The sequence below is a fragment of the Streptomyces sp. NPDC088147 genome (assembly GCF_044741565.1).
Lineage (GTDB): Bacteria > Actinomycetota > Actinomycetes > Streptomycetales > Streptomycetaceae > Streptomyces.
Genome location: NZ_JBIUSY010000012.1, coordinates 56,259 through 69,879, shown reverse-complemented (window position 1 = coordinate 69,879; position 13,621 = coordinate 56,259). Strand labels below are relative to the sequence as shown.

7 protein-coding genes, 1 pseudogene and 1 riboswitch are annotated in these 13,621 nt (G+C 74.7%); of the genes and pseudogenes, 4 read left to right on the top strand and 4 right to left on the bottom strand.

Features of this window, described 5'->3' with window-relative positions; genetic code table 11:
• Positions 1 to 25: 25 nt before the first annotated feature.
• Positions 26 to 98: riboswitch (cobalamin riboswitch) on the bottom strand.
• 372 nt (positions 99 to 470) lie between these two features.
• The 3 genes and pseudogenes from cobG to ACIOGX_RS34725 form a co-directional block, all read left to right on the top strand.
• A complete protein-coding gene (gene cobG / locus ACIOGX_RS34735; protein WP_401918695.1) occupies positions 471 to 2,048 on the top strand; it encodes a precorrin-3B synthase in 1,578 nt (525 codons plus the stop codon).
• The gene (locus ACIOGX_RS34730; protein ID WP_356516768.1) at positions 2,045 to 2,707 is read left to right on the top strand and encodes a precorrin-8X methylmutase; all 663 of its coding nucleotides are present in this window, start codon (positions 2,045 to 2,047) and stop codon (positions 2,705 to 2,707) included. The genes cobG and ACIOGX_RS34730 overlap by 4 nt, the downstream gene beginning before the upstream one ends.
• Positions 2,704 to 4,467, top strand: a pseudogene (locus ACIOGX_RS34725) (precorrin-2 C(20)-methyltransferase); the annotation flags it as partial. The gene ACIOGX_RS34730 and the pseudogene ACIOGX_RS34725, both read left to right, overlap by 4 nt.
• Here the strand turns inward: ACIOGX_RS34725 and ACIOGX_RS34720 are convergent.
• Entirely contained in the window at positions 4,458 to 5,354 is an 897-nt protein-coding gene (locus tag ACIOGX_RS34720; RefSeq protein ID WP_401918693.1) for a cobalt-precorrin-6A reductase, read from the bottom strand. The pseudogene ACIOGX_RS34725 and the gene ACIOGX_RS34720 sit on opposite strands and share 10 nt — an antisense overlap.
• 48 nt (positions 5,355 to 5,402) lie before the next feature.
• Between ACIOGX_RS34720 and ACIOGX_RS34715 the strand changes: the two genes are divergently transcribed.
• Entirely contained in the window at positions 5,403 to 6,524 is a 1,122-nt protein-coding gene (locus ACIOGX_RS34715; RefSeq protein ID WP_384765951.1) for a cobalt-precorrin-5B (C(1))-methyltransferase, read from the top strand.
• Positions 6,525 to 6,706: 182 nt separating this feature from the next.
• Here the strand turns inward: ACIOGX_RS34715 and ACIOGX_RS34710 are convergent, their stop codons facing one another.
• From ACIOGX_RS34710 to cbiE, 3 genes are all read right to left on the bottom strand, one after another.
• On the bottom strand, positions 6,707 to 11,131 hold the full coding sequence (locus ACIOGX_RS34710; protein WP_401918691.1) for a hypothetical protein: 4,425 nt from the start codon (positions 11,129 to 11,131) through the stop codon (positions 6,707 to 6,709).
• A gap of 242 nt (positions 11,132 to 11,373) precedes the next feature.
• Positions 11,374 to 12,132 (bottom strand): precorrin-4 C(11)-methyltransferase, encoded by a 759-nt coding sequence (cobM, locus tag ACIOGX_RS34705; RefSeq protein WP_356516779.1) that lies wholly within the window; start codon positions 12,130 to 12,132, stop codon positions 11,374 to 11,376.
• Positions 12,129 to 13,604 (bottom strand): precorrin-6y C5,15-methyltransferase (decarboxylating) subunit CbiE, encoded by a 1,476-nt coding sequence (gene cbiE / locus ACIOGX_RS34700; RefSeq protein WP_401918689.1) that lies wholly within the window; start codon positions 13,602 to 13,604, stop codon positions 12,129 to 12,131. Before cbiE ends, cobM begins: the two co-directional genes overlap by 4 nt.
• Positions 13,605 to 13,621 lie beyond the last annotated feature (17 nt).

The following is a 13,621-nucleotide window of genomic DNA, read 5'->3' as shown; positions in this document are numbered from 1 at the left end:
CCGGGCGAGGTGTGGAGGACGGCGGGAGTTCCTGGCTCGTCCGGCTGCTGCCGGACTCACAGTGGCGGGACCGCGCCGGGTTCGCACCGGGCTTCCTCCCCATGACGCCGTCGCTGGCGTTGACGGGTCTGGGCAGACCCGTCGTCTGCATAGTAAGTGCTGAGGTCACGGGTGGGGGAGGGCGCCCGGAACGCGGGCCGGCAGGGGGGCGGGAGCGGCCGGGCGTGGCCGGATGGTGGCCGGGCGTGGCCGGATGACGACCGGGCGACGACCGAGCGGGGACGGGGTGGCGGCCGGAGCGGTGACCGGCGGGATGACCGGGGCGGCGACCGGCGCGGTGGCCGAGCGGTGGGCGAGCGGTGGGCGAGCGGCGGGCGAGCGGCGGGCGAGCGGCGGGCGAGCGGCGGGCGGCGAGGGCGGCCCGGCGGCGGGAAGGGAGCGGGCGTGGCCGCGTAGGTATGCTCGCCGCCATGCCGCCCACCTCGCCAACACCCGTGAACCGGGACGAAGCGCCCCCGCGCGCCGCCGTACGGGAGTCCGTACGGGCCCCACAGCGGGAGCGCGGCGACGCCTGCCCCGGCGCACTGCGGCTGCACACCGCGGACGACGGCCGGCTGGCCCGGTTGCGGCTGCCCGCCGGGCTCCTGACGATCCGTCAGGCAGAGGCACTGGCGGACGCGGCGGAGCGGCTGGGCGACGGACATCTGGACCTCACCTCCCGGGGCAATGTGCAACTGCGCGGCCTGGGCGGGAACTGCGGCGCGGAACTGGCCGGACTGCTGCACGAGGCCGGGCTGCTGCCCTCGGAGAGCCACGAGCGGGTACGGAACATCGTGGCGTCACCGCTGGCCGGACTCGACGAACTCCCTTCCGCAGACGTCCAGTTGTGGGCACGCGAGCTGGACGGACTGCTGTGCGCGAGCCCACGGGCGGCGGCGCTCTCCGGGCGGTTCCTCTTCGCGCTGGACGACGGACGCGGCGATGTGGCGGGCCTCGGCGCCGATGTGACGTTGCTCGCACGCGGGGACGGGTCGGTTGTCGTACGTATCGGGGCAAACGGGTCGGGCCTGCGTGTGACCCCCGAGGACGCCCCGCGCGCGGCCCTGTTGGCGGGGGAGACGTTCCTCACGGTCGCGGAGGCGAGTGGTTCGGGGGCGTGGCGGGTACGGGAACTGCCCGCCGAGTACGGCCGGGAGCTGGAGGCGGCGGTACGGGCGGGGCTGACGGACGCCGGGATCGGGACGGAGTACGTGGCGGAGGCGGCGGGTCTGGGATCGGGAGAAGATCCGGGCCCGGGGCCGGTTCCGGGAGCAGGTCCGGGCCCGGGGCCGGGTCCGGGAGCAGATCCGGGGCCGGACCCGGGTCGGGGGCCAGGTCCGGGATCAAGGCCAGAACAGGAGCTTCCCGTTCCGAGCCCCGGCCTCCCGAGCCCCGTCCTCCCAGGCCCGGTCCCGAGCCCCGTCCTCGCAAGCCCCGGCCACCCAAGCCCCGTCCCCCCAGGTCCCGTTCCGGGCCTCGTACCGTCGCCCGACGGGACCACGGCCCTCTCCGTCCACGCCCGCCTCGGCCGGCTGACCGCGGCGCAGTGGCGGCTGCTCGCGGCGGCGGCGAACGGACCGCTGCGCGTGACCCCATGGCGCGGAGTGATCGTGCCGGGGGTGGCTCCGGCCGCGGCCGGTGCGACCCTGGACCGGCTCCGTACGGCCGGGCTGATCACCGGCCCCGGCTCCCCCTGGCACGGCGTCGGCGCCTGCACCGGCCGGCCCGGCTGCGCGAAGGCGCTGGCGGACGTACGGTCCGACGCGGCGGCGGCCGTGTCCCGTGGCTCGGGCGGACTGCCCGTCCACTGGTCCGGATGCGCGCGCCGCTGCGGCCATCCGCAGGGCGGCCGGTGGGTGGATGTGGTCGCGACGGGCGAAGGCCGCTACGACATCTCCGTACAGGGAGAGGCCCCGGACACCACCCCGAACGCCACCGCCACAGGACCGGAACTCGCCGACGCGGTTGCGGCGGCACGTACGACCCCTTTGACGAGTTCGACGAGATGAGCGAGAAGACCACGGTGTCCACAGTGCCCACAGGGTTCGAGTACGAGAAGGACGGCGCGGCGATATACCGCCAGTCCTTCGCCACGATCCGCGCCGAGGCGGACCTCACCGGGCTGCCGGCCGAGGTCTCCCAGGTCGCGGTGCGGATGATCCACGCCTGCGGCATGGTCGACCTGGTCCGGGACCTCGCCTTCAGCCCCGGTGTGGTGATCCGTGCCCGCGAGGCGCTGCGCGCGGGCGCGCCCGTGCTGTGCGATGTGGCGATGGTCGCCAGCGGGGTCACCCGCAAGCGGCTGCCCGCGGACAACGAGGTCGTCTGCACCCTCTCCGATCCGTCGGTGCCCGCGCTGGCCGCCGAGTTGGGGACGACACGCAGCGCCGCCGCGCTGGAGCTGTGGCGCGACCGGATGGACGGCGCGGTGGTGGCCGTCGGCAACGCGCCGACCGCCCTCTTCCGGCTGCTGGAGATGATCGAGGACGGCGCTCCGCGCCCGGCGGCGGTCATCGGCGTGCCGGTCGGCTTCATCGGCGCGGCCGAGTCCAAGGACGCGCTCGCCGGACACCACTCCGGCCTGGAACACCTGGTCGTACGGGGACGGCGCGGCGGCAGCGCCCTCGCCGCCGCGGCCGTCAACGCGATCGCGAGCGAGGAAGAATGAGCGCCCGGAGCACCACCGACGAGCAGGGCGCGGAAGTCCGGGCGGACGCGGACGCGGGCGCGGAAGTCCGGGCGGACGCGGACGCGGGCGCGGAAGTCCGGGCGGACGCGGCCTCGGACATCCGGGCGGACGCCTACGCGGAAGTCCGGGCGGACGCGGGCTCAGGAGTCCGGGCGGACGCCGGCTCGGGCGTGGGCCGGCTGTACGGGGTCGGTCTGGGGCCGGGAGACCCGTCCCTGATGACCGTACGGGCCGTACAGGTCATCGCCGAGGCCGAGGTGATCGCGTATCACAGCGCCCGCCACGGCCGGTCCATAGCCCGGTCCATCGCCGCCGCGCATCTGCGCCCCGATCACATCGAGGAGCCGCTGGTCTACCCGGTCACCACCGGGACCACCGACCACCCCGGCGGCTATCAGGGCGCGATGGACGAGTTCTACGCCGAGTCGGCCGCCCGGCTCGCCGCCCATCTGGACGCCGGGCGGACGGTCGCGGTGCTCGCGGAGGGCGATCCGCTCTTCTACGGCTCGTACATGCACATGCACAAGCGGCTGGCCGACCGTTATCCGACCGAGGTCATCCCCGGTGTGACGTCCGTGAGCGCGGCGGCGGCGCGGCTCGGTACCCCGCTCGTCGAGGGCGAGGAGGTGCTGACGGTCCTGCCGGGCACGCTGCCCGAGGAGGAGCTGACGGCCCGGCTGGCCTCGGCGGACTCGGCGGTGGTGATGAAGCTCGGCCGTACGTTCCCGACCGTGCGGCGGGCGGTCGAGCGGGCGGGTCGGCTGGCCGACGCGCGGTACGTCGAGCGCGCCACGATGAGCGGCGAACGCACCGGGGCGCTGGCCGACATGGACCCGGAATCGGTGCCGTACTTCTCGGTGGCGGTGCTGCCGAGCCGCGTCGCGGCGCGTGCCGTACCCGGGTCGGCCGAGGAACCGGCCGAGGAACCGGCCGCCGAGTCGACCACCGAAGCGACCACTGACGCGACCACTGACGCGACCGGCGAGGCGACCGGTGACGTGGTGGTCGTGGGGACGGGCCCGGCCGGGCCGCTGTGGCTCACGCCCGAGACGCGCGGCGCGCTCGCCGCCGCCCAGGATCTCGTCGGCTACACCACCTATCTGGACCGAGTTCCGGTCCGCCCCGGCCAGCGGCGCCACGGCTCCGACAACAAAGTGGAGTCGGAGCGCGCGGAGTTCGCCCTCGACCTCGCCCGGCGGGGCCGGCGCGTGGCCGTGGTCTCGGGCGGCGACCCGGGGGTCTTCGCGATGGCCACGGCCGTCCTGGAGGCCGCGTCCGCCGATCCGTACCGGGACGTGCCCGTACGCGTGCTCCCGGGCGTGACCGCCGCCAACGCCGCCGCGGCGCGGGTCGGTGCGCCGCTCGGCCACGACTACGCCGTGCTCTCGCTCTCCGACCGGCTCAAGCCGTGGGAGGTCATCGCGGAGCGGCTGCACGCGGCGGCGGGCGCGGACCTGGTGCTGGCGCTGTACAACCCCGGTTCCGCCAGCCGGACCTGGCAGGTCGGCAAGGCCCGCGAACTCCTCCTGGAACACCGCGCGCCCGACACGCCCGTCGTCCTCGCCCGCGATGTGGGCGGGCCGGAGGAGAGCGTACGGATCGTGCGGCTGGCCGATCTCGATCCGGCGCAGGTCGACATGCGGACGATCCTGCTGGTCGGCTCCTCGCGGACGGTGACCGCGCGGCGGGGCGAGGACGGGGGCGAGACGGTGGTGTGGACGCCGCGCCGCTACCCGGAGAGCCCGGACAGCCCAGGGGGCCCGGGAAGCCTCGGGCGCCCGGAGAGCCCGGAAAGCCCAGGGCGCCCCGGAAGCCCCGGGAGCCTGGGGAGCCCCGGGAGCCCCGAGAGCCCGGGAAGCTGAGCCAGCCACTCCACCGCGTCCTCGACCGTGGCCACCGAGAACACCCCCTCGGGGACGGCCGGCCGCCGGACGACCACGACCGGTACCCCCGCCTCGCGGGCGGCCGTGAGCTTGGGCGCGGTGGCGGCGCCGCCGCTGTCCTTCGTCACCACGACGTCGACGCGATGGCGGCGCAGGATCTCCCGCTCGCCGTCGAGGGTGAACGGCCCCCGGTCCAGGAGCACTTCCGTACGGGCCGGGCACGGGGGTTCCGGGGCGTCCACGGACCGTACGAGGAACCACACCGCGTCGAGGTGCGCGAAGGCGGCGAGCCCCATCCGCCCGGTGGTCAGGAAGACCCGCGCGCACCGCAGCGCGGCCAGCTTCCCGGCGGCCTCCGCCAGGGAGCCGACCGCGTGCCAGTCGTCACCGGCGACCGGCACCCAGGAGGGGCGGCGCACGGAGAGGAGGGGAACATGGGTGAGCCGGGCGGCATGTGCCGCGTTGTGGCTGATGGTGTCGGCGAAGGGATGGGTGGCGTCGATGAGCGCGTCCACGCGATGCTCGCGCAGCCAGCGCGCCAGCCCCTCCGCGCCCCCGAACCCGCCGATCCGTACGTCCCCGGGCGGCGGCACGGGCCGGGCGACCCGGCCGGCGAGGGAGCTGGTGACACGGAGGCGGCCATGGCCGTGCAGGCGTTCGGCGAGCCGGCGCGACTCCGTCGTACCGCCGAGGATCAGCACATGGGCCGGGGCCTGCTTCAGGGCCGGGGTCGGTTCACTCATCGTCGGCGGGTCTTTCCGTGACGAGGTCTTTCATGACGGGGTCTTTCCATGACTGACGGCGGGAAGGGCGGGCGCGCCGCCCAACTCAAGCACACCGGTCTCCGGCCGGGCTGGACGACCGGCGCGTGCGCGACGGCGGCGACGACCGCCGCGTACACGGCGCTGCTGACCGGCGAGTTCCCGGACCCGGTGACGATCACGCTGCCCAGGGGCCAGACGCCGTCCTTCGCCCTCGCCTCGGAGGCTCTGACCACCGGCGACAGGGCCATGGCGGCCGTGGTCAAGGACGCGGGCGACGACCCCGACGTCACCCACGCCGCCCTGATCCGTGCGACCGTACGGCTGCTGCCGCCGGGCGCGGGGGTCGTCTTCCGCGCGGGGCCGGGTGTGGGTACGGTCACCCGCGCCGGACTCCCCCTGGACGTGGGCGAACCGGCGATCAACCCGGTCCCGCGCCAGCTGATGCGCGCCCATGTGGCGGAGGTGGCGGCCCGCCACGGCGGTACGGGCGATGTGGAGATCACCGTCTCCGTCGACAACGGCGCGGAGATCGCCCGCTCCACCTGGAACCCGCGCCTGGGCATCCTGGGCGGGCTCTCCATACTCGGCACGACCGGCATCGTCGTCCCGTACTCCTGCTCCGCCTGGATCGACTCGATCAGACGCGGCGTGGACGTGGCCCGCGCGGCGGGCCGTACGCATGTGGCGGGCTGTACGGGATCGACGTCCGAGAAGACGGTCCTCGCGGCCTACGACCTCCCCGAGGACGCCCTCCTGGACATGGGCGACTTCGTGGGCGCTGTCCTCAAATACCTCCGCCGCCACCCCGTCGACCGTCTCACCCTCTGCGGCGGCTTCGCCAAACTCTCCAAACTGGCGGCGGGCCACCTCGACCTCCACTCGGCCCGCTCCCAGGTGGACAAGACCTTCCTCTCCCGACTGGCCCTGACGGCAGGCGCGGACGCGCCACTGGCGGAGCAGGTGACAGCGGCCAACACGGGCCTGGAGGCACTCCGCCTGTGCCAGTCCCGGAACGTGCCACTGGGCGACGAGGTCGCGAGACGGGCACGCGACGAGGCCCTGCGGGTGCTGCGCGGGGCGCCGGTGCGGGTGGACGTGATCTGCGTCGACAGGGCGGGCACGATAGTGGGCCGCAGCGATCCCGCGTGACCGCGCACAGACCGTGCGACGCGGGGCCGTGTCGCGGGCGGGAACGGCGGGCCTCGTCGCCACGCGAACGACCGCGGCACACAGCCGGCCGTCTCAGCGGAACCAGACCAACGCCGGGATTCGGATAGACGGCGGCGCCCCGCGACCGCGCCTCCCCCGGCGCCCCGCGCCCGCCCCCGCGCTCAGTCTTCGCACACCGCCCCCGGCGGCACCTCCGCCGGTACCGCGGCGCGCTCCGCGGCCGTGAGGGTGCGGCGGCCGGTCACCGCGCACAGTCCGGCGGTCCATTCATCGGGGTCCAGGCGTACGGGGATCGTCTGGCCCTCGTCGTCGTACAGGACCGTCGAGCCGTCCGCCGAGACGGCCGGGAACGTCCCCGGGGTGGCGTTCATCGCCGTTCCGAAGTCGAAGGACTCCGCGGCGGAGCGGCGTCCGACCTCGTAGATCCGCACCTTTCCCGGCTCCGCCACCAGGAAGCGTCCCTCGCCGTCGACGAACTCGCCGGTCCCGGCGCCGCTCATGGGTCCGAGTTCCCTGCGGGCCGGGTCGAGTCGCCACAGCTCCCAGTCGCCGCCCCGGCGGAAGACCCCCATGTACCGGCCCGTGGCGTCGATGCGGAGGCCGGTCGCGTCCTCCCCGATCTCGACCCGGAGTTCCCGCACCTCGCGCCCCTCGCGGAGGTCCACGACGTGAAGGGAGGTGTCGCCGAGCACCGCCACATGCCCTTCCCTGGGATACGGCCAGGTGACGGGGGTACCGCCGATGCTCTCCGCCAGGTCCAGTTCCGCCAGGTCGACCTGGTCGACGCGTCGCCCGCTCCTGGCGTCCCAGCGTTCGACGGTGGTGTGGACGGTGACGAGCAGATGCCGGTCGTCGGTGAACATGAACAGCGAGGGCTCGCCGATCTCCGCGGGGCTGACGACACTGACCTCGCGCAGGGACGGCACTTCCCGGATGACGATGTCCGAGTCCACCGGATCGGCGACCAGCGCGCCGTCACCGCTGACCTTCAGACTGTCCCGCGCTCCCAGGCCCGGCCGGTCCGCCGTGGCGTCCGTCGTGAATCCCCCGGCCACGCTGTGCGTCCGTATCAGCTCCGCGTCACGCGACTTGCTGATGGCCGTGGCACCGTCCGGTGTCAGGGCCGTACCCATGCCGTCCCCGTCGGCGGAGAGGAACTCCCGCACATCGGCGGACATTCCGGTCACGGTCACGCCGGCCGGGTCGTAGGCCAGGAGAGAGAACCCGTCGTCCTCCCGCACCAGCCGGCCGTACGGGCGGCGGCTCCCCAGAGCGGTGTCCGTCGCCCCGGCCCCCACGCGCGCCCCGATCTCGGAGATCGGTTTCCGCTCCTTCGTGTCGGCCAGCCGCATGACGTCGCCCACGAGATCGCTGACCGCGATGTACCGGCCCGTGCGGTCGATCGCCATTCTCTCCACGCAGGGACCGTCGCTCGCGAACCGGCCGGTCTCCTCGCCGTCCGCCACCCGGACCACCCGGTACAGCGCCTTCTCCGAGACGTCGGTGCCACGGCAGAAGACCACCGCGGTTCCGTCGCCGGACACTTCCACCCCGTTCAGGCCGGACAGGACGGTGCGGGGCGGGCGGGAGCCCTCGTACGCGCGGAGTGTGGAGTCCCTGCCCGCCATGGAGTCGCCGGTGTACGCCAGCACGGTGTCCGGGTCCGCCCCGAACCAGAGCGCCAGGAAATCGTGGCCCTCCGGAGGCTCGGTCCTGCGGACGACGGTGCCCCTGGCGAGATCCCAGATCACCAGGTCGTCGCTGACGACGGCGGCCACCCGGCTCCCGTCCGGCGAGACCGCGGCCTGCCGGAAGGCCGAGAAGCGGGTGGAGGCGATCGGGGCCGCGGATATCGTCCGGCCGTCCGCCACCAGCGTGTCCGTTTCCGCGCGGACCCGGTACCAGAGCAGCTTTCCGTTGGCCGCGACGTAACCGGCGCCCTTCCCGTCCCGCGCGACGACCGGATGGGCCGCCTCCGCTTCCGGCGGAAGGTGGGCCCTGCGTATCCGCCCGTCGTCGTCCCGTACGAACAGGGTGGCCCGCCCCAGCTCGGTCGTCGCCAGCACGACGCGGCCGTCCTCGCTGGCCGCGACCTCACGCACCCTGCCCGGCGTCCCCGACATCAGCCAGCGCGCCCGCCCGTACGCGAGGTAGCTCTGCAACAGGGCGTCGCGCGCCGATTCCGTGGGCGAGCGGCGGTACGCGGAGATCGCGAGCAGCGCCGACAGCGCCGGGTCGGTGGCGCGCAGATCCGTCGAAGTCGCCGCCATGGAGCGGGAGTCCGCCTCGGCGGCGCGCTCCTCCGTGACACCCGTCTGGTACACGAAGAGCGAGCCGAGCACCGCCGCCAGCGCCAGTACGGTACCGAGGCCGGTGAACAGCCCGCGTCTGCGCAGGGTTCTCGTCCGCGACCGGTCGCGCCCCCGGCGCAGGAAGTCGGCGTCGGCCTCGCTCAGGTCCTCGCCGCGCTCGCGCTCCCAGCGGCGCGCCGCCTCCAGGGCCGGCGCGGCGGGCAGCAGATCCGGCACGCGGCCGGCCGCCTCCCAGCGTTCGCGGTCGTGCCGGAGACCTTCCCGCCAGGCGAGGAAGTCCCGGTCGCGTTCCACCCACGCGCCGAGCCGGTCCCACGCCCGGATCAGCGCCTCGTGGGCCAGCTCGACGGTCTCCCGCCGCTCGTCGTCGAGGCCGATGACCACCAGCCGTTCCCTGGCCAGCGCTCGGGCGACCGTCCACTCCGGCCCGTCCAGCTCCGCGCGGGGCACGACACGGCGCGTGGCCGCGGGGCCGCCGAGCGGCAGCCGGACCAGCCGCGTGAACAGCCGCCGCGCCGTGTCCTCGTCGGTCCCGTCCGTCCGGCCGGCCCCGTCGGCCTCCCCCGCCGCGCGCCGCCATACGGTCTCGGCCCGCTCGGCCAGCGCGCCGCTGACGCCGCCGAGTTCCTCGTACGCCCGGTGGGTGAGCAGACCGCCCCGCTGCCGCTCCCACAGCTGGTCGAGGGTGAACTCCAGGAGCGGCAGTACGCCGTGCGCGTCGCCGCAGTCGGCGAGAATGCGCTGCTCCAGGCCGTCCGCGTACGCGACGGACGCGATCGCCCGGACCGGCAGGACCACCGCCTGCCGCACCTGTTCCGCGGACATCGCGGGCAGGAGGAGGGACTTGCCCCGCAGGGCGCGTTCCAGACCGGGCCGCGCGCTGACGGCTTCCAGGAAGTCGGCGCGGAGGGTCGACAGCACGCGCAGCCCCGACGGCGGGTGTTCGGGGAAGAGCGCGGCGACGGCCTCGGCGGCGGTCCTGGCGGCGGGGCAGTTGTCGAGGAGTTCCTCCAGCTGGTCGACGACCACGACGAGACCGCGGAGACCACGCGCCCCACGAGCGCGCCGCGTGACCGCACCCGCGCCTCCGCCCGTACCTGGACCTCCACCCGTACCCGGACCTCGGCCTCTGCCCGTACCCGTACCCGTACCCGCGCCCGGACCTCCACCCGTACCCGGCCCCGGACCCGCGCCCGCGTCCGTCAGCTGCGCCAGGATCTCCCCCCAGCCGTGCACGGAGAGCTCCGCCTCCACCACCCGGCTCTCCTCGCGCTGCGCGCTCCCCGTCAGTCCCGGCTGGGTGAGCCGCGTCAGCTCCATGGCGAGAGCACCGAGCAGACCGGACGGACCACCCGGCCGTACGACGACCACGGCGTATCCGGCCTTCCTCAGCCGGGGCACCACACCCGCCCGCACCAGCGACGACTTCCCGCAACCCGACGGGCCGAAGACGGTGACCACCGCGTGCTCGGTGACCAGCGCGGCGACCTCGGCGCTCTCCTCGTCCCTGCCGTGGAAGACCTCGCTGTCCGCCTCCTGGAACGCCGACAGACCACGGAACGGCGAGGGCGGCAGCACCACCTCCCGCAACGACGGTACGGCGAGCAGCAGTTCCGCGGTCGGGATGAGAAAGGCGGACGGCTGCCGGGGATCGGCGGCGACCACCATGCCGACCACGGCGCCCAGCCGCTCGTCCCACACCGGTGCTCCGCTGAAGCCCCGGCTGATCGCGTGGTTGCTGCCCGCCGCCCGCTCGAACTGGAGCCAGCCGGCCCCCTGCCGCGCCCGCAGGACCCCCGCGTGCCACACCCCGTCGTCGTGACGGGCCGGGAAGCCGAAGGTCCGCACGGGGTGTCCCCATACGTCGTCCGCCTCGGCCATGCGCAGCGGTACGGAGCCGGGGATGGCGGACCGCAGGCGCAGTACGGCGATGTCCCGGGCCCCGGACGGGCCGCCGTCGGGCCAGTACTCCACCGCCGCGGGAACGACCACGGGACCGCCCGCCGGACCGCCCGCCCGGCCATCCTCCCGGCCGTCCCCCCGACCGCCCGTCGGGCTGTCCACGGGGCCGAGCGGCAGGTCCACCTCGACGGTCGCCCCGGGGGCCGGGCGCTCGTCCTCGTCCAGCCCGAGCGCGGAGGCGACGACATGGGCGCAGGTGACGGCCAGTTCCCCGGTCACGAGAAAGCCGACGCCGACAGCCGTACCGTCGGGATACCGGACCCTGAGCACCGCGGCGGCGAGCGGCTCGGGCGTACTCGGTATCTCGACCACGTACACCCAACTCCCTTGTACGACTTGGCAGTTTATTGAGGCTTTATTGAATGTTCGATTGCCCTCTCAGTATGGCGCGCGGACGCAGCTCACGTGGAGCCCCGGGTCGAACGCGTGGGGAAGATGTGACATGACCGCGACGAAAAAGAAGGGGGCCGAGCAGGGCCGAAGCGCCTGAAGTGCCCAAAGTGCCTGACCGGACCCGACAGGACCCGACAGGACCCGTCAGGACCTGACAGGACCTACGGCCGCGAAGTGTGCGGGCGCTCCCTGCCGGCCGAGTACAGGTGGCTGTCGCGGAACTGCTCCGCGCCCAGCGTCCGGCCGACCATGATGACCGCCGTCCGCACCACTCCCGCCGCCTTCACCTGGCCGGCGATGTCGTCCAGCGTGCCGCGCAGCACCAGTTCGTCCGGGCGGCTGGCCATCGCCACCACCGCGGCCGGGCAGTCCGCCCCATAATGCGGCAGCAGTTCGGCCACCACCCGGTCCACATACCGCGCGGCCAGGTGCAGGACGAGCAGCGCGCCGCTCCGGCCGAGGGTCGCCAGGTCCTCGCCCTCCGGCATCGGGGTGGCGCGCTGGGCGATCCGCGTGAGGATCACCGTCTGGCCCACCGTCGGGATGGTCAGCTCACGCTTCAGCGCGGCAGCCGCCGCCGCGAACGCCGGTACGCCCGGCACCACTTCGTACGGCACGCCCGCCGCGTCCAGCCGGCGCATCTGCTCGGCGACGGCGCTGAAGACCGACGGGTCGCCGGAGTGCAGCCGGGCGACGTCGTGGCCCTCCTCGTGCGCCCGGACCAGCTCGGCCGTGATTCCGTCCAGGTCCATCTGCGCGGTGTCGACCAGGCGCGCGCCGGGCGGGCACTCGGCCAGCAGTTCGCGCGGCACGAGGCTGCCCGCGTACAGACACACCCGGCAGGCGGCCAGCCTGCGGGCGCCGCGCACCGTGATCAGATCGGCGGCGCCGGGACCGGCGCCGATGAAGTACACCGTCATCGTTCTTCTCCTGCCGAGGGAACTCCTGCTGAGGGAACTCCTGCTGAGGGGACTCCTGCCGCAGGGAGTCCAGCCGCGGGGAGTCCAGCCGCAGGAACTCCCGCTGACGGAACCCCCGCCGCGGGGAGTCCTGCTGACGAAATCCCCGCCGAGGGAACTCCTGTTGTGGGGACCCGTGGCGGCCGGTCCTTCGTGACCGCCCACTGAGTGACCGGCATGGCCTGCCGCCACCCGGTGAAACCGCCCACCGGAACGGCGTGCGCGACCGCCAGCCGTACGAGTTCCCCGCCCAGGCGGCGGTACCACTCGGCCAGCAACGCCTCGGACTCCAGCGTCACCGTGTTCGCGACCAGCCTGCCCCCCGCGGGCAGCGCGTCCCAGCAGCTCTCCAGCAGCCCCGGTACGGTCAGCCCGCCGCCGATGAACACCGCGTCGGGCACCGGCAGTCCGGCCAGCGCGCCGGGCGCCCCGCCGGTGACGACGCGCAGCCCGGGGACGCCGAGCGCCCGCGCGTTGCGGCCGATACGTTCCGCCCGCGCCGGATCGCGCTCGACCGAGACGGCGCGGCAGGACCGGTGCGTACGCATCCACTCGACGGCGATCGAGCCCGACCCGCCGCCGATGTCCCAGAGCAGTTCGCCGGGCGCGGGCGCGAGCGCGGCCAGGGTCGCGGCGCGCACATGCCGCTTGGTGAGCTGGCCGTCGTGCTCGTACGCGGTGTCCGGCAGGCCGGGTACGGCGCCGAGGCGCGGCGCGTCGGGCGCGCGGCGGCACTCGACCGCCACGACATTGAGCGGATCACCGGCGGGCTCGGCCCACTCCTGGGCGATGCCCTCGAATCGCCGTTCCCGTTCTCCGCCGCCGAGTTGTTCGAGGACATGCATACGGCTCGGTCCGAAACCCCGGTCCCTCAGCAGCGCGGCCACCTCGGCCGGGGTCGCCGCCCCCGCGCTGAGCACGAGCACCCGACGGCCGTCGTACAGGGCGGCGGAGAGTCGCTCGGCGGGGCGGCCGACGAGTGTGACCACCTCCGTGTCCTCCACCGGCCAGCCGAGCCGGGCGCACGCGTACGAGACGGACGACGGATGCGGCAGCACGCGCAGCACCCCGGCCCGCTGGGCGTCGGCGCCGAGGGTCACGGACAGGACCTCGGACAGGGTCCGCCCGATCCCGTGGAACATCGGGTCCCCGCTCGCCAGTACGGCGACCCGGCGCCCGGCGTGGGCGGCCAGCAGTCCGGGAACGGCGGGCCGCAGCGGCGACGGCCACGGCACCCGCTCGCCCGCGCACTCCCCGGGGAGCAGGGCCAGTTGCCGGGGGCCGCCGATGAGGACGTCCGCCTCGCGCAGCGCGGCCCGCGAGCCGCCGGGCAGCCCCGCCCAGCCGTCGGCGCCGATCCCGACGACGGTCACCGGCAGCTGAGCGCGGGGCCCGGTGGGCCCTGGGGGCGCGGATGGCTGGGCGGGGCTCACTGCCGTACACCTCTGAA

What these genes read in the sequence shown, in the direction of transcription:
- cobG (WP_401918695.1), top strand. Translation starts at nt 471, where the DNA reads ATGCCGCCCACCTCGCCAACACCCGTGAACCGGGACGAAGCGCCCCCG.
- ACIOGX_RS34715 (WP_384765951.1), top strand. Translation starts at nt 5,403, where the DNA reads ATGACTGACGGCGGGAAGGGCGGGCGCGCCGCCCAACTCAAGCACACC.
- ACIOGX_RS34720 (WP_401918693.1), bottom strand. Translation starts at nt 5,354, where the DNA reads ATGAGTGAACCGACCCCGGCCCTGAAGCAGGCCCCGGCCCATGTGCTG.
- cobM (WP_356516779.1), bottom strand. Translation starts at nt 12,132, where the DNA reads ATGACGGTGTACTTCATCGGCGCCGGTCCCGGCGCCGCCGATCTGATC.
- ACIOGX_RS34730 (WP_356516768.1), top strand. Translation starts at nt 2,045, where the DNA reads ATGAGCGAGAAGACCACGGTGTCCACAGTGCCCACAGGGTTCGAGTAC.